Below are 18,345 nucleotides of genomic sequence, written 5' to 3' on the forward strand. Positions count from 1 at the left end.
ATCGTTATCGCGTCTTAACCCGAAAGTGGCTAACGTAGATATCGTTTAATTGACCATCCTCGATCAAGCGATTCATTTCTTTAAGAAGGCGTCGCCGAAACATGACCAGGTCGGGGTCTTCGAGTTCTTCAATGGTCGATTCGCGGGAAACGATCATGACCCGATCACGTATGCGGATTTTCTTTTTTTTCAGCTCTTCTTGAAGCCCTGCCAGGTTGTCTGGCTCGACCAATCCGGCTAACGAAAAGTCAAAACGTGTTTGGGTGTTGGCAGTCGGATCGAAGGCGCGAAAAGCGTAATCGCCAATGACGATCTCTTGCGGAGGAATCGCAGGTTTCTCCTGGTTCTGTGCCGTCGGGTCGACTTCGGAACTGCTACACCCCGCAAGCAGAAGCAGAGTGATGATAGTGGTTGCAACAAAGCGTGCCATTAAAATCGCTCCAAGGTGACATCCGAGAAAACAAATCTCTTGATTGCGCTCCGACCAATCGCCTCTTCGGTGTAGTCTCGCAACTGCGAGCGAATCAGTTGAAGCTCAGGGTCGGCCAAGTCAATCAAGTTGGCATGACGGCAGGTGCGGATGATCTCGTCGGATAGCTCGCCTTTTCGCTCTTCAAGGTAGGCCCTGACGCGATGCTCTTGCTCCTTAGCAACCAGGCAGTGCAATTGGTAATGCAGCGCAACGCTTTCCTGGTACGTATTGAAGTCAGGAAGTCGGGTCGGATCGTCGGCGATTAACACCGAGATCGTGTAGTGCCCCAGGTCGATCTCGACCCAGTCGCGTTTTTCTAGCGAGAATAAAAGTTCCTCGTCAGCCGATGCTGACTTCTCGCACCCGTAGATGGCGAAGCTGCCCAGTAGGATTAGCAGCAAGACCCAGCCCTTTTGGTCAATCGATTTGGCCCAATGAATCGTGGCTTGCATTAAAGCATAACTCGTTACCAGGAAAAGATTTCGCGCACTTTCGAAAAGATAGGCCATCCTGCTCAGGCGTCGAATGGTTTCTGGCGAATTCGCGTATTTCCGTACGATATGTGCATGACCTATTTGGTGGATATGCTGCAAGTCATGCATTTGTAATGGTTTATGTGTTTTCAGGCGGTGCCTGGATCACGACCTAGACTTTGGAGTAGGACAATTCTTACCGACAGAGCGTTTGAACATGCTTCAACGAAGTGATTCACTTAGAAACCTGCTAACCCCTTGGCTGAAAACCAGTTGGGTTCGGATTGCTGCGCTGACGGCTATGGTTTTCTTGGTGGGCTGCGGCAAGCCTTATCGCCCACCGGAGCAGGCCGCCAGGGACATGCCTGACGCGTTGGTGCCCGTCGAGGTCGACCTCGGGAAATTTGAATGCACTATTCCCAACGACAAAACTAACAGCACCATTCAGATTGACTTCCATCCATTTGCCAAGCTGCCGCGGTATAAGTCACAAGAATTGGAGCAAGTCTTAGAGTCGCATAAGAGCCGCTTTCGGCACGACGTTCTATTGCGGGTACGCAAGTTCGATCGGCCCACGCTCAACGACCCTGATTTGGCCCAATTAAGAGAGGCAATCGTGAAAGCGGCAGGCCAGATACTCAAGGAAAATAAGATTGAAATGATCGGCTTTTATCATTTTCAATTCTTGGAAGAGTAACGCCATCGACAGGAATTAAAAAAGGGACACGCGTTGCGAATCCCTTTCTGAGTGTTTGTCAGGTCTCGAAGTTAACCGGCGAGATGGGGGGCTTATTCCTCTTCGTCGTCGCCCCAGTCGTCTTCTTCGTCGTCATCATCATCGAAGTCGTCTTCTTCTTCGTCTTCCCAATCGTCGTCTTCGACTTCTTCCCAGTCGCTTTCTTCGTCATCCGACTCGTCAGCGTCTTCTTCGTCGTCGATGTCGTCATCATCATCGTCGTCCCAGTCGTCGTCGAAATCGTCTTCGTCGTCGTCCTCGTCAGTATCTTCGTCTGGGATTTCGTCGTCTAAACCGTCGTCGTCTTCGTAGAGTTCGTCTTCTTCGTCTTCAATCGGAGGCGCTTGGGCCGACGGCTGATCTGGGGTCCAGGGGGCCGTAGTGGCTCCTCCGGCGACCAGGTCGTTGTTATCGATGGCAGGGCTTTGTGGGGCAAGTGTGATCGTCACCGATGTCTCCTTTTGATCGTCAACCTGACTGGCCGCAGACGTGTCGGTCTCGGCTTCGAATCGTCGAAACTCATCTTTACGGGGCAAATCTTCTAGGGAACGGAATCCAAAAAATCGCAGGAACGCAGGCGAGGTTGCATACAGGAAAGGTCTTCCCAGTTCCTCACTTCTTCCCTTGATCTGGACTAAATCCCGATCCATTAACTGACGAATAATTTCGCCGCAGTTTACACCGCGAATCGCTTCGACATCGGCCCTGAGGACCGGTTGCCGGTATGCGATGATCGCTAGTGTTTCCATCGCTGGCGTCGATAACCGTGTGGGATCGTCGCTGCCAACGACTCGCCGAACCCAGTCGGCGAATTTTCCCCGGGTTAGCAGTTGGTACCCACCGGCGAGCTCTTCCACACGGAATGCTCGGTTAGCGGCGTCGTAAAGCTTATTCAGGGAACGCACTAGTGTACGGGCTTCGGTTCCATCCGCCAAGTTGGCAAGCTGGGCCAATTTGCGGGAAGTTAGCGGTTGCTTGGCAAGGAATAAAATCGCCTCCAACCGCTGCATCCGACGGTTCCGTACAATCGGACCTTTGGCCTTTTTCGGCTGTTGTCGCCGTTTTCTTCGGTAAACCAGGGAAAGAAACTTGCGAGCGTTTCCAGAACTGCTTGCGCAAGCGCCCATTTGCCCCCAATCTCGGGCCGTTTGCCGGTTCGCAAAATGGAAATTCAGACGCCGCAAGAGGGGATGCCCTGCCAGAAAGGAAATGAATAAGTCCTACTTTCTAGCCGAAGGCGAGCAAAGGTCAAATGGTGATAGCAGTCTGGCGGAAAGTTGCCGTGGAAAAGTTTCTGCCAGGGACCGGGACAACCACTCCCGTAGGGTTTTCGGGGCAGGCAGTTCGCCCTTAGTAGAAGGCTATTTTTAAAATTTGATTATGCATACTCCGTCACCCCGATGTATTCGTCGAAAGAGGCCCGCTCGCTCTCGGGCTTCCGCTTGCGTTGATAGCGAAGCGAAAAGCCCCCATACAACTTGCCCTCATTGTTGACCATCCAGTCCAAAACATCTTCGGCAGCGATTCGAACGTAAGTTCCCTCGGTGTATTTGGTAAAGTTCTGAGGGACTTCAAAGAACATCGCAATAAAGTCATCTCCGTCGCAGAACGTATTCATCAATCACATGAAGGCGAGATTGTCTTCTTCTACAATGGTTGTCTTGACCATCGCATCGGGCATGGGGCTTCCATCTTCCGGTAACATCGCCCGAAACCGATCGAGTGTGTTGTGGGCATCTATAATTGTCTGCCGATATTCAGGATCATCGCTGCTGGCAACCGAATTAAATCTTGGCCCGGGATCAAGATTGGGTTTGCGTCCCATGTCCCGTCGTAGCATCTGGAACTCATGCCAGCAGTTCTCGGGTTCGAGGTCACGATAGCGAGTTTCTTCCATCTTGGCCGCATCGTTTTTGGACGCCATGATGCAAACCGCATCGTCGCGAATCTGAATGACTTCGTCCGGTGTCAGAGGTTCCCCTTTTTTGTCTTCCGCAGCGATGAGAACCGATGCCAAAGATGGCACGAAAACCGGTACCAGGTCGTCTTCTTTGTTAGGCATAAAAGCTCCGCAAACAAGGCCTGTATGTGTATGCCGGCCCCAAGTATATCGACCTCATTCCTTGAAAAAATCATTTCTACGTTAAGCTGCCACGGACCCTACAGGACCGTCAATCCAACCGCCGACGATTTTTGAAATCGTAGTTGATGACGTTGCCGCTTTGGGGGGAATCGACCGTTGGCGGGGTGCCTCGTTTGGCGCGGCTGGTCGGCGATGTGGCATTCATGAAGACAAGATCGCGTTTGGTTTCCGAGCCATCGGGGGCGATTTCTGTCCACTCGGCCTTGCGCATGAATGGGCGATCTTCTCCCTTGCGGGTCACATCGGTGATGTGCACTTCAACGCCGGTTCCGTTTTTAAGTTTCTCGGCCCATTCGTCTTCCAGCTTTCGGAAGGTTCCGTTCTGGTTCATGTAGCGATGTTGGGCCGTCAGGTTGCGGCCATCGCCGGGGGCACCAAAGCGATCACCGATCAAGTGACCGGCGTCGTCACCGGTTCCGCTAGAGATTTTTCGCTGCTCGCTTCGGCTACGATGTTTTTTGACGGTCCCCGGAACGCCCAGGCGACCTGATGCTTCCTGATAGATCTTGTCGACCGTTTCACGTTTTCTGAACTTAAAACGGCCACTGATATCGGGCAGATGCTTCAGCCCGACAGCGCCCGATTTCACGAACCGATCGACGCGATGTTTCATCTGATCGATATAGGTGTTGGCCCCGGTTGGAATCAGGTCGAGCACTTCTTTCAGCTTCTTAATGCCCGGCATAAGTGCAACGGCCGCTTTCTGGGAACGCTCGGCCAGATCGATCGCCTTGTTGACCGATCGTAGGTAGCGGGGAAGTTTGCCTGCTTTGGCCAAGTCGCCAACATACGGGACCATGCTTGCCCCTGAGATGAGCGCATCGAGCCAGTTACCGCGGCCAAGGGCCAGCAAGGCGCTGGCCCCATCGGAGACCGGTGTTGGGTCGACGATGCCTGCCAGATCGAGGGCCAACTGCAGCAGATCGAGCCCAATATCGCGTAATTCCGTTAGTTCTCGGTCCGGGGCATCGGGATGATCGGGACCGCGCCCAGTGGGGCGTGGATCGTTCGTCCCGCGACGTACCATTGTGCCTGACTGAACGGCCTCAGCAGATCGCCCTGCCGTTTTCGTAAAAATAGTCGGTGCCATCGGGTCTGGTCCCTGCGAAATCGGCAAGCGGTGAGATTCTCATTACGCACTTATCTGAACGTTAACGAGGATTATCGCTTCGAGCTGCGACAAGTTGCGTGAATTTCTGGAGAATTTCTTCTTGCCAAGAAGTGTGGGGAGTCTGCAAAGAATGAAGTGGCCGGATTTACCCTTAAACGCTGGGTAATAGGTGTGTACGCCTGGTTTGTCTTTTCGGAACCCTGATAAGAAGGCAGATAAAAATAAAGTAGCTTTTCCCGGTATCGAAGTTATGCCGAAACCCTACTGCAGCACCGGCAATTCATTCGGCTTTCGATCGGGTCGCTGCGGCGTTTCCGCATCGTCAGTGCGATTGTCTGCATCCAAGTCGGCGATTGGGCGATTCTTCTTGGGTGGTCCCAGCAGCGTCCGCTTGGCCGTTTCCATTAGTCCGCGAAACGAAGAGAACGTGGCATCTACGGCGCTAGGCTCGTAGCCACTGTGGACCATGCAGTTGGCACACTTGGGGTTGCCGCTTTGAGTGCCATAGTTGTCCCACTCGACCGCTTCGAGCAGTTCCGCGAAGGTTTGCGTGTGCCCTTCGTCGACCAGATAACAAGGCTTCTGCCAGCCGAAGATGTTGTAGGTCGGGTTGCCCCAGGGAGTGCACTCGAGGTCGTAGTTCCCCTTGAGAAACTCTACAAATAGCGGGCTCTGGTTGAATTGCCAGGCTTTCTTGGGGGCTGAAAGAATCTCGCGGAACAACCGATAGGTTTGATTTCGCTTGAGAAAGTGATCCTGGTCCGGGGCCTTCTCGTAGCTGTACCCAGGCGAAAGCATCATCCCTTCAACGCCTAGCTGCATCATCTCGTCGAAGAAGCCGCGAATCCGTTCTGGTTGGGCGCCTTCGAACAGCGTGGTGTTGGTCGTGACACGGAAGCCTTGCTCAAGGGCCGCTTTGATCGCGCTGACGGCGATGTCGTACGTCCCTTCGCGGCAAACGGCGTGGTCGTGCTCCTGGCGAGGGCCGTCCATGTGGACCGAGAATGTGAGGTACTTGCTCGGCGTGAACTGTGAGAGCGACTTCTCGAGCTTGAGCGCGTTGGTGCAAAGGTAGATGTACTTTTTGCGCTTTACGAGCCCTTCGACAATCTCAGGCATTTGCGGGTGCAGCAGAGGTTCGCCCCCGGGGATGCTGACGATCGGTGCTCCGCATTCGTCGATCGCTTGAAAGCACTGCTCGGGGGTGAGCTGTTTACGAAGAATTTCGACCGGGAATTGAATCTTTCCGCAGCCGGCACAAGCCAAGTTGCAGCGAAACAGAGGTTCCAGCATCAGGACTAGCGGGTAGCGTTTACGCCTAAGCAGCTTTTGCTTGAGAACGTATGACGCGACGGTCCACATTTGCGAGATAGGGACACTCATCGCGATCCTTCTTTCGTTTCGCTCGATTTTTTCGCCCATGTGGCCAACGCCAACAGTGGGAAGTAGATGCGGTAATAGTGGTAGCGGAGGTAGAAGACCTGAGGGAAACCGGTGCCCGTGAAAGGCTCTTCGTCCCAGGTGCCGTCTTCCTTCTGCGTTGAGAGCAGGTAGTTGATCCCTTTGCGAACGGCGTCGCTATCTTCATGCCCAGCGGCTATCAGGCCAAGCAGCGCCCAGGCCGTTTGCGAGGGAGTCGGCGTGCCAATCCCTTTGAGGTTGGGGTTCTCATAGCTGTCGCACGTTTCGCCCCAAGCGCCGCACTGCTGCTGGGAGTCGATCAGCCATTTAGCCCCGCGTTGGACGGCCTCGTCATCGGTTGAAATACCCACCGCTGTCAGCCCGACCAGACACTGCCAAGTGCCGTAGACATAGTTTACACCCCAACGGCCAAACCACGAGCCATCTTCGTACTGATTGTCGCGGATGTAGGTGATTGCTTTGCGGACGACGTCCCCCAGCTTGCCGTGGCTATTTTGATTTACGCCTAGCAGACCGTACGCTTCGATCACGCGAGCCGACAAGTCAGGCCAGCTTGGATCAATCATCGCGTTGTGATCGGCGAAGGGGACTTTGCACAGGAATTCGGCATCGTTGTTCTTATCGAACGCTCCCCAGCCACCATCGTGATTCTGCATTTCGGCGCTCCACGCAAGTGCCCGTTTGGTAGCACTGGAGACCTTATCAAGCAGCATAGCCTGACCGACAGCGTTGTCAGCTGAGACCTTGTTCGATGTCGTGACGATCGTGGTGTTTTCCCACGATTGGCCCGGGTGCACTTCCAGCGAAACGCCGCACTCGGCCAGTTGTTCCTGCAGGGCCATCAAGGCCATCGCCGTGTCGTCGAGATCAGGATAAAACTCGTTATTGAATTCAAAGTACCAACCGCCTGGCTCGCAGCGGACGTTGTTGGTCCAGTCGCCTTGGTCGCGTACTTCTTTGGAAAGCATCCAGTCGACCGCTTTACGCATCCGCGGTTCGTCGGCCCCGTGGCGAGCAGCAGCCATGGCCCGTAGCGTAATGGTTGTATCCCAAACAGGGCTTTTGCACGGTTGAATCCGTGTCGTTTGGGCCTCGTCATCGTGGAGCATCAGCTTGTCGATCTCGTTCCAGCAGGATTGAACTGCCTGATGGTCGTCGTCATAGCCGAGAGCTTTGAAGGCCACGATGCTCCAGAGGCTTGGTGGGAAAATGGCTCCGAGCCCGTCACTTTTGGGCATGCGATCGAGGATCCACTTTTCACACAATTTGAGCGCACGAGATCGCAGCGGTCGTAGGCGAAGCTTTTCGATCTGCTTCAGGCCACGGTCTGCCGTGCGAAAGAAGCGATCCCACGTAAGCAGCCCTTGGGCTTTTTCCTGCCCCGGGCAGCGAAGTTCTGGCCACTGGTTCGGCTGCTTGATGAACAGCTCTTGGATGGAGCACTCATCCGAGCGATCGACGACGGGGCGTAATGCCCAGCAGATCGCGAGAGGAATGAAAATCGTGCGCGACCAACTGCTCATGCGGTAAATATTCAGCGGAAACCAATTGGGCAGCAAAATCATTTCCGGCGGAATGGCAGGGCAGATTTCCATGGGAATCTGACCCAGCAGGGCCAGATATAGCCGGGTAAAGCTGTTCACGGCGTCGGCGCCGCCAGCTTCCAGAATTGCATCCCGCGCCTTGACCATGTAGTCGGCCGATGGCTTGTGTCCGGTGAGTTTCAGGGCGAAGTACGCTTTGACGCTCGAACTGATATCGATCTTCGCTTCAGGATACTGAGCCCAGGTACCATCTTCGCGCTGCTGCTCGAGAAGCTTCCTTGAGACCCGTTGGGCGATGTCCGATCGTTCGCGGCCAGCCCAGGCCATGAGCAACAGGTATTCGCTCTGCAGGATCGAGTCCCCCTCCAACTCGGCGCACCAATAGCCTTCGGTGGCTTGTTGTGAGAGGAGCCAGTTCGAGGTGCGCTCCATTGCCGTTGACAACGTGGGAGCATTTCCGGTGCGCTGTCCGGCATCACCGTCGGGTCGCCGATCACGAGCGAGTGAGGAGGATCCATCCATCATGGCTAATTCATTGCGGACTAAGGGGGAAGAATCAGTTCGTCCAAGTCCTCAGCCTATGCCAGAATGCCAAACGGAGCAAGCCAGACCTACGGGCCACTGACCGACAGAACGCGATAAATAATCACCGTAGGGTTCTCTGGATTGCCTAGTTGATAGTCGGCTCTCTCCAGAACGCCCTGGCTCTCCATTTGTGCAAACAAATCGCGGGTGACATCGTCCGGAAAGCCGTAGTTGCCTGGGCTACGGAACCGATCGATTTCGCCCCAATGGACATAAATCCATGCGATGTTGGCTTCGGCCAAGTGTGCCAGACGCTCCTCTTTCGTCATGTCGACCATCTGCTGCATCGTTGAGTCGTTGAAGCAGGTGTGATAGAAGCCAGGAGGCTGCAAGTAAAAAAGAGCCGCATCTCCTGTTGCCAGGACAGCATCGCCTGGGGCGACATTTTCATTTAAATACGTGACCGCCCCGGAAGTATGGGATTTGGCCAGCGCGTCGAGCGAAACGAAGACGCGCGGATCGAGCTTGATCGACTGGGTTTGATTCACCAGCATAAACGCAACAATTAAACCCAGCCCCAGCCACACTCGCAAGGCTATCCTGCCTGCAACGTAGGAGGCAATCTTTTGGGCTCCGAAACCGGCCAACAGGCATCCCAGCGGAATCGCCGGGATAAGAAATCGTTCCAGACGGTGCGAAAACCCCCACCACACTATCCAGCAGGCAGCCAGCAAGATCACCAATGGAATGACCAGTTTTCGATTCGGGTAAAAAAGTCCGCAAATTGCCAGGGGAACCACAGCCAGCCCGGCCCAAGGGCTTTGCCCCAAGGGTGTCAGAATGCCGCTCAGGAGTTGGCTCAGGGAGTAGCGGCTGCCGTTTGCATGGGTTGGAACTTGATGGGCCTGATTCCATTGCTCGATTTGGTCTTCCGGGCGAACGTCGGTGGGAAAAACATTGCCAGCCAGCGGAAAGACAGGGTTACCGGTATCGATTGTGTTGCGAATCAGCCAAGGCGAAATGATTACGGCAACCGCCACGGTGTACATCAGAAGTAGTCGCCACTGGGTACGTACCGCGAAGATCCACAGTGCGAAGACCGGCAGCACCACGATTAGCAAGGCTGGGTATTTCACGCTAAATGCCATTCCGGCCATCAAGCCAGAGAGGATTGCCAACCCATCGCGGTGATCCTCTTTTTGTTGGCCATTTAAAATAATCAAAAAGGGGTACGCAGCCGCCAGAGTGAAGAACGCCCACACGCCATCGACAAGCCCGGTTCCGCTTTGGTAGGTCAGCCAAGGGACCGCAATCGCAGAGAGTGCCGCCGCGCGACCACCCCAAACTCCGATCAAGCGTTTTCCGGCTCCATAAAGCAGGCCGGCTGTCATCAATGTAAACAGTCCGATGATCAGCTTGCCGACCAGTGCCCCAGTCAGCCAGGCCTGTTTGCCGGTAAGAAAGACCATCGGCAATAGGGCCCACATTTCGGCCCCCATCGGCATTCCGCTGTAAATATTGTTGGGCAGAACGCGGATCTGTCCGATCTGGTGCCACTCTTTAGGCACCAGAAGGTGATACTCAAGAACGTCGTATTCGTACGGGGGCAAAATCGAAACGCCAGCAATAAATAGGCACAGCGGAGCTGCGGCCAGCTGCCACCACCACGATTCACCTTCCGAATGCTTCGGCGTCGTTTCTTCTGGTTTCACGTCGCTGAGGGGTGCGAAGAGTTGCTTCTTCCAAGCCGAGCCGAGCGCGACAAAAAGTATGGCCAGAGAAAGGACGATCGAAAGTGGTCGATGCAATAGACCGCACATGCCCAGCACGGCCGTCGACCACGAGAGAAGCGTCAGCCCGATCGCCAGCCGCAAGACAATGCCATCGACACGCCCAAAGAAATGGAGCAGTTTTAAGCGAACTAAAAGAAATTCGCCCAGGGCATAGCTGAATAGCAGCATAATTGCCGCGATTAATATCACCCCCAGACGGTCTAGCAGTCCCAGCGGCATCTGACCGCCACCAAACCACAGGCCGATGCTTTCCGGCAACAGCAATAGGCCAGTCTGAACAAGCGTCCCGCGCGTGGGCAAAAAGGCCGTTTCCCCCGGCTGGGGTGCCGGCCAAGGCATCGGGATCGAAAAATACCAGAGGGCATAGGCAACGGCACCCACGACGAAAATCCACACGCAGAGCGGAGCTTCCCAGGGGGAGGATGCGTCATGTGACGATTGTTCAGAGCGTTTCTTGCGTGACACCGGGCGATTAGCTTCGAAGGGCTGACGTGGCCGTTCTGGCCGACTATGCTAAGTTTTCTGAATCAGTATTTACCTGCACCAAGCAAGGCCCGTAAATTCTAACGGGTTTCCTACCACTTCGCCTAACCCCCGTGCTGCTCGGATAGAATTCATGGCCGCTTCGTCAACGCGACTTTCTGGAATATTTACCCCCAATATTGTCCCCTTGGATGCGCATGGTGATATTCACGAGGCCGAATTGCGGCGATACGTCGACTGGTTGATCGAAAAGGGTGTCCACGGGCTCTATCCCAACGGTTCGACTGGAGAGTTCCTGCGATTCACCGTGGAAGAACGTCGCCGGATTATCGAGATCATCGCCGATCAAACCCGGGGCCGCGTGCCGATTCTCGCTGGTGCCGCAGAAGCCAACGTCAAGGAAACGCTCAAAGCGTGCGAAGCCTACCACGAGATGGGATGCCGAGCCGTGGCGATCGTTTCGCCGTTTTACTACAAACTGAGCCCCTCGGCTGTTTACGCATACTTCAAAGAGATCGGCGACAACACGCCCATCGACGTGACGCTGTACAACATTCCGATGTTCGCCTCGCCGATCGACGTGCCAACCGTCCGCCGACTGGCCGAAGAGTGCCCTCGAGTTGTAGCGATCAAAGATTCATCCGGAGACCTGCCGCACATGATGCGGATGATCTCGGCTGTTCGCCCTGTGCGGCCTGACTTCAGCTTTATGACCGGTTGGGACGCGGCGTTGATGCCGATGCTGCTGATCGGATGCGACGGCGGCACGAACGCCACTAGCGGCGTGGTGCCAGAAATTACGCGTCGGCTGTACGACCTGACACTGCTGGGGCGAATGGATGAAGCCCGCGATCTGCAATATCGGTTGCTGACGCTGTTTGACGCCATGATCCAGAGCTGCGAGTTCCCGGAGGGCTTTCGGGCGGCGCTCGCTCTGCGCGGCTTTAAGCCCGGCAGTGGACGCCAGCCGCAATCACCCAGCCAGAAACTGGAAGTGGAGATTCTCCGCAACGAACTGCAGTGCCTACTCTCGGCCGAAGGCTTTGTGAACGATCCTGTCGGTGGCTGTCCAGCTGGTCAAGCGACGGCCAATCCTGACGATGTGGCACGCATAGTCGCTGGCGTCGTGGAAGAACTTCGCCGCCTAGGACTGGCGACATAGCGATTGGACACCTTGGCCCTGCTGAAAACTGAAGAGTATCTACAAAAAAAGGGCGTCCCGAAATCGAGACGCCCTTAGCCCTCCTGGGAATTGGGGCGTTATGGGAGGATGTATCGAAAGCTGTTGCGGATTGGTTGGCCTTCGGTGTAAACCTTCGGCTGGCCAAGTAGGCCGCGGCCGACGTACGAATTGTTGCTCATCGGAATGATCGGCAGTACGGGGCGGAACGACGTGCGATCGACCGGGTACACGGTGGCGTTGGGAACCGGGACCGTGCCGGTAACTACTGGGGCCTGAACAACCGGTGGGTTGTTGTATGCGATTGTCGTGACGGGGCGATTAACCACAACCGGATTGCCCATCGTAGTCACAGGAGCTGAATAGGCTGCTGGGGCCGTGTATTGAACTCGTTGCACGCCGTTGTTGATCGAGTGCCATGGGTTAGGATTTACCGGTTCAACGTAGTAAGAAGTTTGCGTCTGGTAAGCGGGATACTCAACGCGACGAACTTCCTGCTGCTGGATCGGTTGTGGGTTGTCGTAAATCACAGTCCGTGGTTGGCTGGAGTATTGCGGTTGGCCGGAATACTGCACGATCGTCTCTTCCGACTGGCTTTCGACTATCGTCCGCGAAGGCGACTGGGTTGGTTGTCCGGCGTAGGTTCGCAGAACAGTGTCTTGCTCGACTACCTCTTGATAGGCTGGCGCAGGTTGCTGGTTGATCGGCGTGATCGCGGTAGCACGCTGGACACTCGCCGAGCGATCGGCAGTTCCATTGGCGGACGAAAGCTCGATCGCCGCTGGGTCATTGAGGTCGCCCGGGGCTGCCATGCGAGTCATCGGGCGATCTTCGTTGTAGGTTGCGTCGACCCATTTCCATGTCGGTTCGTCCTGGGCATAAAGCAGAGCAGGGGCCGCAAACATAACGCAGGCGGCAAGCGTGGTCTTCCTGAACATGGGAACCTCTTTTCTTCTCACAGGGTCATTCGGGGAACGCTCTTACATCATGCAACCGCTATGCCGAGAAGGCAAATATTTCGCCGGTAGGCCCTGATAGCAACCCTAGCCGTCATTGCCAGCAGGACCGCGCAAGTCAAGCATACGAAAATGGTTGCTAACAGTCTTCAGTGGCAGAAAAGCAACGCAAAGAATGAAGTGCCAGCGAACGGCCACTCTTCGCCCGCGAGGCAATGTTGTAAGTGTTACAACGCGTTTCGCAGGTTGTACCGAGTGATTGATGGCCGGCAACTCACTTTATGGTTGCCTGCCGTCCACGTGTGACTGCGATTCGCTTTCAATTTCCGCGGCGAGCTTTTCCGGGTTTTTACCCAATAGGAAAAGCGTACCTATCATCGCCCCGACACCCAGAATGTGACACACGTAAACCGGCACTCCGTACGAGACAGGAACGGTTCCCAAGATCACCGACAGCACTGCTCCCATAATCGCGTACGGCATTTGTGTGCGAACATGGGCCATATGATTGCAGCCACAACTTTGCGACGACAGTATCGTGGTGTCGGAAATGGGGGAGCAATGATCGCCGAAGATCGCCCCGGCCAGCACGCTTCCGACAACCGACAATAGGACTGGGTCAGCCACGTCGAGATTTTCTCCGCCACCGGTCAACATACTGGCAGAAAGGGAGACGGAAAGGGGCACCAGAATGCCCATCGTGCCCCAGCTCGTGCCGGTTGAAAATGCCACGGCGGCCGCCAAAATAAAGACGGTCGTGGGAAGCATCTCAATCGGTAAACTCGTTTCCAGAAGCTGCTTCAAATAGCCTGCCGTGTTCAGGCCATTGAGGGTCATCTGTCCCGTTTCTTCGTCAATGGAAGGGGGCTCGGTTTGAGCGGCTAAAGATGCCGCCAACCACAAGATGAGCAGGGCCGGCAGCATCGCATGGAACCCTTTCAAGATCGCCCTGCCAAATTGCCCCGCAGACAGTAATCGCTGAGGTGCAATGAGCAAGATCGCCACGACCAAGCTCGCTGCCGAACCGTACAGCAGTGCCTGATAAGAGTTGCCCTGGCCGATGATTTGCAGGAGGGACGGTTCTATGCTTTCGCGGGTGACGGCCTGGTAACCGGTCCAATACAAGATCGCCATCACGCCAGCCAACATGGTGCCTACTGGGATCGCCGCGTTGAGCCAGCTCGAGCTTTCCGGGAGAGTTTCCTCGCTTTCTGATTTCACATCCTTCGTCGGTCCCTGGCTAAGCATAGTCACTTCGGCTTTCAACATGGGACCGAAGTCTCGCCGGGATACGGCGACCAGGGGAACTAATAGCAACGCCCACCACGAGTAGAAACGGTACGGAATGCTCTGCACAAACAGGAGAAAGGCATCCGGTTTTTCGCTGCCTGAGATCTGGTTGATTCCTTCTTCGATAAAGCTGATCTCCGTCGCGACCCACGTTGAAATCAGGGCCAGACCTGCGACCGGCGCAGCGGTCGAGTCGACCATATAAGCGAGTTTCTCACGCGAGATTTTCAATCGGTCGGTGACTTCTTTCAGCGTTCCGCCTAAGAGCAGCATGTTGGCGTAATCGTCAAAGAAGATTGCCAGCCCCATCAGCCAACCGGTGACTTGACCTTTGACCCGGGTATTGGCGAAACGAACGATCAGGTTCACCAGCCCTCGCATCCCGCCGGAAGCGGAAACGACACCAATCATCCCGCCAGTCAAAAGCGTAAAGAGATAGACTTGGACTTTATCCCAGTCGGTGGCTTTCACCCAGAGATAATCGGCACAGGCTGACCATAGCCCCGTGATTGGATTGCCGTTATGTAGGATAATGGCCCCCACGACGATGCCAAAAAGCAAGGAAACAAGCGTGCGTCGCGTTAGTATCGCCAGGGTAATCGCAACCAATGGAGGAACGAGGCTCAACCATCCGAAAGGGTGCGGATCCATCCGTTACTCGCTCTCGAGTTTGGTTTTTGGCGATAAGGGAATTTCCAAGACGATCCTTGCGCCGGGGCCGTATGCTGTATCGACGTAGGTATCGCCCCCGTGGGCCTGGGCGATTGTCCAGCATTTGGTTAAGCCAAAGCCCAGGCCTCGGCCTGCTTCACGCCCGCTATGAAACGGATCGAAAACGATCGCCGTGTGCTCATCTAAGATACCAGGACCATCGTCTTGCACCGCGATGGTTGCGACGTCGTGATCGGTTGCTAACGTGACTTCGATTTTCCCGCCGCTCTTAATAGCTTCCAACGCATTGCGAACTAGCGCACAAGTTGCCAGCGTGAGTAAGTTGGCATCGGCTGTCAGGCGAATATCTTGCTCGGCCGCAATCAGATTGAGTTCGGTCTCTTGCATTTTCGCCAGCGGAAACATTTGCTCAACCGCCTCGGAGGCAATCTCGCTCAAGGTGCATTCGCCCAGCTGAGGCTGCGGTGGTCGCGCGAAAAGCATCAGGTCGGCGATCATCTCGTGCCCACGCATTGCTTGGGCATAAATGGTGGCCAGTTCATGCCGACGATCAGGATCGGTCTCACCAACTAGCAGGGCCTGGGCCCGGCTGGCGACGTTGGCCAGTGGATTGTTGATCTCGTGACTGGCGCCGTAGGCCAGGCGTTTCAGGCTTTTCAGTTTCTCGTCGCGCAGCTGACGGCTCGGGGGTGAGCGGTCTGTCGAAGTGGATTCCGTTTTGTGGGAAGTCATGTGACGGGAAATTCGTTAGGAAACGATAGGAGTTGAAAGAAGTACCTATCTTAATCAATTCCGCGGGTTTTCCTACGCCGCTGTTCCATAGGGGCCAGTTGATTCGGATTGGGGAAGCGCCTATTAGATTAGATTAAGGGGAGAACGTTTCGTCGATCTCCTCGGGAGATTCTTCCGTCGGTGTCTCTGGGGAATAGGCAGCGTGGGCCGCGACACCAAAAAATGCGATGGCCATCAGGAACGTTAATACAATGGTCTTCAATTCGGGGAATGGGCGATCAATTTCAAGCACAATTGCCTCGCTTAAATTGTTCTGCTTTGTTGCTTTGAGCAACTTGTTCTTGGCTTCTTCCCTGATTCCGGTTACACCGCTGGTGATAATCCCCGTCAACTGCGTCCGGGAGGTCACGTCTTGCAGGCGTGCAGTGGGGGCCTTGATGTCATCGACCAGCACAATAACTGGGTAGAGAGGCTCTGGTGAAAACTGGGTTGAGCCCTGCAAGTTTAAAGGGAGCCAGGCTCGTTTGGGATCATCTCTGTCGCGGCCTGACGTTTCCACCACATACAATGAAGAAAACTCGAAGTCGGTGATTGTGACATGTACGTTTGACGGCGTGGCGCTCGATCCTAACTCTTCCAACGTGACGACGCTGGGGGTTGCGTTTCCGTTGAGCCACAATGGCAACTCAAAACCACCCATATATAGCGCGACTAGGCCACAAAAGACCAGGAATAAGGCGAAGACTTGGTTGAGCTTCATGGGTTTAGAATCTTATGAGATAGATCGTTGAGCGAACGCCTAGATGAAACATAAGACGAGAGGAGCCCTTAGATTTCAAACGTCTCTTTGGCTTTCTCTTCGGCTTGTTTGCGTTGCTGGTATTCTTCCTTCTGCTTGGCAACCATCTTGGACCAATCGTTCCACCAGATAGGGATTTCGAATATACCGCAGACGACACCAACTATTACGCTAAGGATGATCGTTGGTACGAAGACGTACGGCGAAGGAGGCGTGCCACCGACAGAAAATACAAATACATTCCCTCGACGACTTGAACCCGTGATGCGCCTCACCTCTCGGTTTAGCTTTCTCTCCGACTCAGAATCCATAATCATGGGAAAGATGACCCCTTCGATCTCTGTCAGATCATAAACGCTTTGCCATTGATCGGGATTATCCGGGTGAGAGACCTTACGGATCAGTAATTTTCGATCCGGCCAATGTCCGTTGGGAAGCATGAGCGGAACGTAAATAAGGGTTTCGTCGTCTCGAGAGTTCTTGCTCTCTAAGAATTGTTGTGAAAACTTGAACTCCGAGATCTTCAAATGCGTGTTGGTCGTGCCGTGCGTATCTCCCCATTGTTGGAGCGTGAGTGCCTCCGGGGCTGTGGATGCCTGAGACCACTTCGCCAAATCAATGGCTCCAAATAGGAGGAAGCAGACGCTGGCCGTCATCAAGAAGGTGCGAACGATGCGCATGAAGATTAGCATGACAAGACCCACGGGGCAGGGTTAACCGGAACGGTCGAGAGGCACGGCCAGCGCGCACTTTAGGTAATCTGCGGTAGCGCGTCCAATCTCTTTCTGCGATGATAACGCTTTTCCAAATCCGTGTCTCGCGCCGCAGGGAAGAGTTGATGGCTCGCCAGATTGATCAGGATGATGTCGTTTCGATTCTCGACTACTTTCAAGAACTGGACGATCCGCGTTGCCATATTAACCGCAAGCATTTACTAGGCGACTTGCTCGTCATTTGCGTGTTGGCAGTGATCGCTGGGGCAGATGGGCCGCGATCGATTGCCGTGTGGGCTAATGCTCATGCCGACTGGCTGAAGAAGCGGTTGGAATTGCCCGCAGGCATTCCTTCGCACGATACGATCGGCCGCCTGCTTGCGCTGCTCAAGCCGGATGCCTTTCAACAATGCTTCGACCAGTGGCTGTTGGCGATGCGTGAGAAGGCGACGACGCAAGACGATGCCCGCGAACTGATCGCCATCGACGGCAAGGTGCTGCGGCGTTCGCACGATCGCAAACGAGGGATCGGGCCCCTCTGCCTGGTGAGTGCCTGGGCGGTGCGTAGCGGCATCAGCTTGGGGCAAATGGCGGCTGGGGACAAGTCGAACGAAATCGCCGTGTTTCCCGAGTTCATCGAACAAATCAACGTCCGTAAAGCAATCGTCACGCTCGACGCGGCAGGCTGTCAGCGCGAGGTCGCCGCGAAGATCATCGACGGCGAAGGAGACTTCGTCCTGGCCCTTAAAGGGAACCAGGAGACGCTTCACAACCACGTGCGTGACTACATCGTGACGCACATGGAAAATGATTTCGCCCATGTGAAATCGCAGAAGCACGAAGAGGAATCAAAGGGGCATGGGCGAATCGACAAGCTGGTCTATTATCAGATGAGTTGGCCGAAGCAGTTGCCTGATCGCGATCGCTGGCCAGGCGCGCGGACGATCGGCGTGGCGATTCGGATGAGCGAAGAAAACGGCCGTCATACGAGCGATGTTAGATACTATATAAGTTCACTAAGACTGGGCGTGAAGCAATTCGCCTCGGCGGTTCGCGGCCACTGGGGCATCGAAAACACGTTGCACTGGTCGCTTGATGTCACGTTCCGAGAAGACGACAGCCGAGTCAGAAATCGCTTTGCGGCAGAGAACCTGGCGTGGCTCAAACGCATGGCGATCAGCTTGATCAAACAGCAGAAAAGCAAGGAAAGCATCGTGATGCGGCGGCGTATGGCAGGCTGGAACGTGAACTTCCTAGCGGAAATCATAGGCCTGCCAACGACTTAGTATGCGTTAGCCGTG

The 18,345-nt window shown here is 54.9% G+C and carries 17 protein-coding genes; 3 read left to right on the forward strand and 14 right to left on the reverse strand.

Going from position 1 to position 18,345, the window contains the following annotated elements:
* Nucleotides 1-4: 4 nt before the first annotated feature.
* Both HOV93_RS17115 and HOV93_RS17120 read right to left on the reverse strand, forming a co-directional pair.
* Complete coding sequence (locus HOV93_RS17115) at nt 5-430, reverse strand: hypothetical protein (protein ID WP_207397734.1); 426 nt, start codon at nt 428-430, stop codon at nt 5-7.
* Complete coding sequence (locus HOV93_RS17120; RefSeq protein WP_207397735.1) at nt 430-924, reverse strand: hypothetical protein; 495 nt, start codon at nt 922-924, stop codon at nt 430-432. The genes HOV93_RS17115 and HOV93_RS17120 overlap by 1 nt, the downstream gene beginning before the upstream one ends.
* Nucleotides 925-1,162: 238 nt before the next feature.
* Here HOV93_RS17120 and HOV93_RS17125 point away from each other — a divergent pair, with 238 nt between their 5' ends.
* The gene (locus HOV93_RS17125) at nt 1,163-1,642 is read left to right on the forward strand and encodes a hypothetical protein (RefSeq protein WP_207397736.1); all 480 of its coding nucleotides are present in this window, start codon (nt 1,163-1,165) and stop codon (nt 1,640-1,642) included.
* 92 nt (nt 1,643-1,734) lie between these two features.
* Here the strand turns inward: HOV93_RS17125 and scpB are convergent, their stop codons facing one another.
* The 7 genes from scpB to HOV93_RS26465 form a co-directional block, all read right to left on the reverse strand.
* Nucleotides 1,735-2,691, reverse strand: a complete 957-nt coding sequence (gene scpB / locus HOV93_RS17130) for an SMC-Scp complex subunit ScpB (protein WP_207397737.1) — start codon at nt 2,689-2,691, stop codon at nt 1,735-1,737.
* A gap of 368 nt (nt 2,692-3,059) precedes the next feature.
* Complete coding sequence (locus tag HOV93_RS25915) at nt 3,060-3,299, reverse strand: DUF2314 domain-containing protein (RefSeq protein WP_235990533.1); 240 nt, start codon at nt 3,297-3,299, stop codon at nt 3,060-3,062.
* Nucleotides 3,300-3,302: 3 nt separating this feature from the next.
* Complete coding sequence (locus tag HOV93_RS25920; protein WP_235990535.1) at nt 3,303-3,743, reverse strand: hypothetical protein; 441 nt, start codon at nt 3,741-3,743, stop codon at nt 3,303-3,305.
* A 109-nt stretch (nt 3,744-3,852) separates the two neighbouring features.
* On the reverse strand, nt 3,853-4,914 hold the full coding sequence (locus tag HOV93_RS17140) for a DNA/RNA non-specific endonuclease (protein ID WP_207397738.1): 1,062 nt from the start codon (nt 4,912-4,914) through the stop codon (nt 3,853-3,855).
* 282 nt (nt 4,915-5,196) lie between these two features.
* Nucleotides 5,197-6,318, reverse strand: a complete 1,122-nt coding sequence (gene hpnH, locus HOV93_RS17145; RefSeq protein ID WP_207397739.1) for an adenosyl-hopene transferase HpnH — start codon at nt 6,316-6,318, stop codon at nt 5,197-5,199.
* Nucleotides 6,315-8,426, reverse strand: a complete 2,112-nt coding sequence (locus HOV93_RS17150) for a terpene cyclase/mutase family protein (protein ID WP_235990537.1) — start codon at nt 8,424-8,426, stop codon at nt 6,315-6,317. The genes hpnH and HOV93_RS17150 overlap by 4 nt, the downstream gene beginning before the upstream one ends.
* An 86-nt stretch (nt 8,427-8,512) precedes the next feature.
* Nucleotides 8,513-10,684, reverse strand: a complete 2,172-nt coding sequence (locus tag HOV93_RS26465) for a glycosyltransferase family 39 protein (protein WP_207397740.1) — start codon at nt 10,682-10,684, stop codon at nt 8,513-8,515.
* 151 nt (nt 10,685-10,835) lie between these two features.
* On the opposite strand from HOV93_RS26465, the gene HOV93_RS17160 reads away from it, so the two are divergent.
* Nucleotides 10,836-11,864: a dihydrodipicolinate synthase family protein gene (locus HOV93_RS17160; protein WP_207397741.1), complete on the forward strand. Its 1,029-nt coding sequence runs from the start codon at nt 10,836-10,838 to the stop codon at nt 11,862-11,864.
* Between the two features lie 98 nt (nt 11,865-11,962).
* On the opposite strand, the gene HOV93_RS17165 is transcribed toward HOV93_RS17160, so the two are convergent.
* The 5 genes from HOV93_RS17165 to HOV93_RS17185 form a co-directional block, all read right to left on the reverse strand.
* Entirely contained in the window at nt 11,963-12,820 is an 858-nt protein-coding gene (locus HOV93_RS17165) for a hypothetical protein (RefSeq protein ID WP_207397742.1), read from the reverse strand.
* 297 nt (nt 12,821-13,117) lie between these two features.
* The gene (locus tag HOV93_RS17170) at nt 13,118-14,779 is read right to left on the reverse strand and encodes a Na+/H+ antiporter NhaC family protein (RefSeq protein WP_207397743.1); all 1,662 of its coding nucleotides are present in this window, start codon (nt 14,777-14,779) and stop codon (nt 13,118-13,120) included.
* A gap of 3 nt (nt 14,780-14,782) precedes the next feature.
* Entirely contained in the window at nt 14,783-15,532 is a 750-nt protein-coding gene (locus HOV93_RS17175; protein WP_207397744.1) for a sensor histidine kinase, read from the reverse strand.
* 133 nt (nt 15,533-15,665) lie between these two features.
* On the reverse strand, nt 15,666-16,292 hold the full coding sequence (locus HOV93_RS17180; protein ID WP_207397745.1) for a hypothetical protein: 627 nt from the start codon (nt 16,290-16,292) through the stop codon (nt 15,666-15,668).
* A gap of 68 nt (nt 16,293-16,360) precedes the next feature.
* Complete coding sequence (locus HOV93_RS17185) at nt 16,361-17,023, reverse strand: hypothetical protein (RefSeq protein WP_207397746.1); 663 nt, start codon at nt 17,021-17,023, stop codon at nt 16,361-16,363.
* 146 nt (nt 17,024-17,169) lie between these two features.
* Between HOV93_RS17185 and HOV93_RS17190 the strand changes: the two genes are divergently transcribed.
* Complete coding sequence (locus HOV93_RS17190; protein ID WP_207397747.1) at nt 17,170-18,330, forward strand: ISAs1 family transposase; 1,161 nt, start codon at nt 17,170-17,172, stop codon at nt 18,328-18,330.
* Nucleotides 18,331-18,345: the final 15 nt, after the last annotated feature.

Source organism: Bremerella alba (assembly GCF_013618625.1).
Lineage (GTDB): Bacteria > Planctomycetota > Planctomycetia > Pirellulales > Pirellulaceae > Bremerella > Bremerella alba.

What these genes read in the sequence shown, in the direction of transcription:
- HOV93_RS17115 (WP_207397734.1), bottom strand. Translation starts at nt 430, where the DNA reads ATGGCACGCTTTGTTGCAACCACTATCATCACTCTGCTTCTGCTTGCG.
- HOV93_RS17120 (WP_207397735.1), bottom strand. Translation starts at nt 924, where the DNA reads ATGCAAGCCACGATTCATTGGGCCAAATCGATTGACCAAAAGGGCTGG.
- HOV93_RS17125 (WP_207397736.1), top strand. Translation starts at nt 1,163, where the DNA reads ATGCTTCAACGAAGTGATTCACTTAGAAACCTGCTAACCCCTTGGCTG.
- scpB (WP_207397737.1), bottom strand. Translation starts at nt 2,691, where the DNA reads ATGCAGCGGTTGGAGGCGATTTTATTCCTTGCCAAGCAACCGCTAACT.
- HOV93_RS25915 (WP_235990533.1), bottom strand. Translation starts at nt 3,299, where the DNA reads ATGAATACGTTCTGCGACGGAGATGACTTTATTGCGATGTTCTTTGAA.
- HOV93_RS25920 (WP_235990535.1), bottom strand. Translation starts at nt 3,743, where the DNA reads ATGCCTAACAAAGAAGACGACCTGGTACCGGTTTTCGTGCCATCTTTG.
- HOV93_RS17140 (WP_207397738.1), bottom strand. Translation starts at nt 4,914, where the DNA reads ATGGCACCGACTATTTTTACGAAAACGGCAGGGCGATCTGCTGAGGCC.
- hpnH (WP_207397739.1), bottom strand. Translation starts at nt 6,318, where the DNA reads ATGAGTGTCCCTATCTCGCAAATGTGGACCGTCGCGTCATACGTTCTC.
- HOV93_RS17150 (WP_235990537.1), bottom strand. Translation starts at nt 8,426, where the DNA reads ATGATGGATGGATCCTCCTCACTCGCTCGTGATCGGCGACCCGACGGT.
- HOV93_RS17160 (WP_207397741.1), top strand. Translation starts at nt 10,836, where the DNA reads ATGGCCGCTTCGTCAACGCGACTTTCTGGAATATTTACCCCCAATATT.
- HOV93_RS17165 (WP_207397742.1), bottom strand. Translation starts at nt 12,820, where the DNA reads ATGTTCAGGAAGACCACGCTTGCCGCCTGCGTTATGTTTGCGGCCCCT.
- HOV93_RS17170 (WP_207397743.1), bottom strand. Translation starts at nt 14,779, where the DNA reads ATGGATCCGCACCCTTTCGGATGGTTGAGCCTCGTTCCTCCATTGGTT.
- HOV93_RS17175 (WP_207397744.1), bottom strand. Translation starts at nt 15,532, where the DNA reads ATGACTTCCCACAAAACGGAATCCACTTCGACAGACCGCTCACCCCCG.
- HOV93_RS17180 (WP_207397745.1), bottom strand. Translation starts at nt 16,292, where the DNA reads ATGAAGCTCAACCAAGTCTTCGCCTTATTCCTGGTCTTTTGTGGCCTA.
- HOV93_RS17185 (WP_207397746.1), bottom strand. Translation starts at nt 17,023, where the DNA reads ATGCTAATCTTCATGCGCATCGTTCGCACCTTCTTGATGACGGCCAGC.
- HOV93_RS17190 (WP_207397747.1), top strand. Translation starts at nt 17,170, where the DNA reads ATGGCTCGCCAGATTGATCAGGATGATGTCGTTTCGATTCTCGACTAC.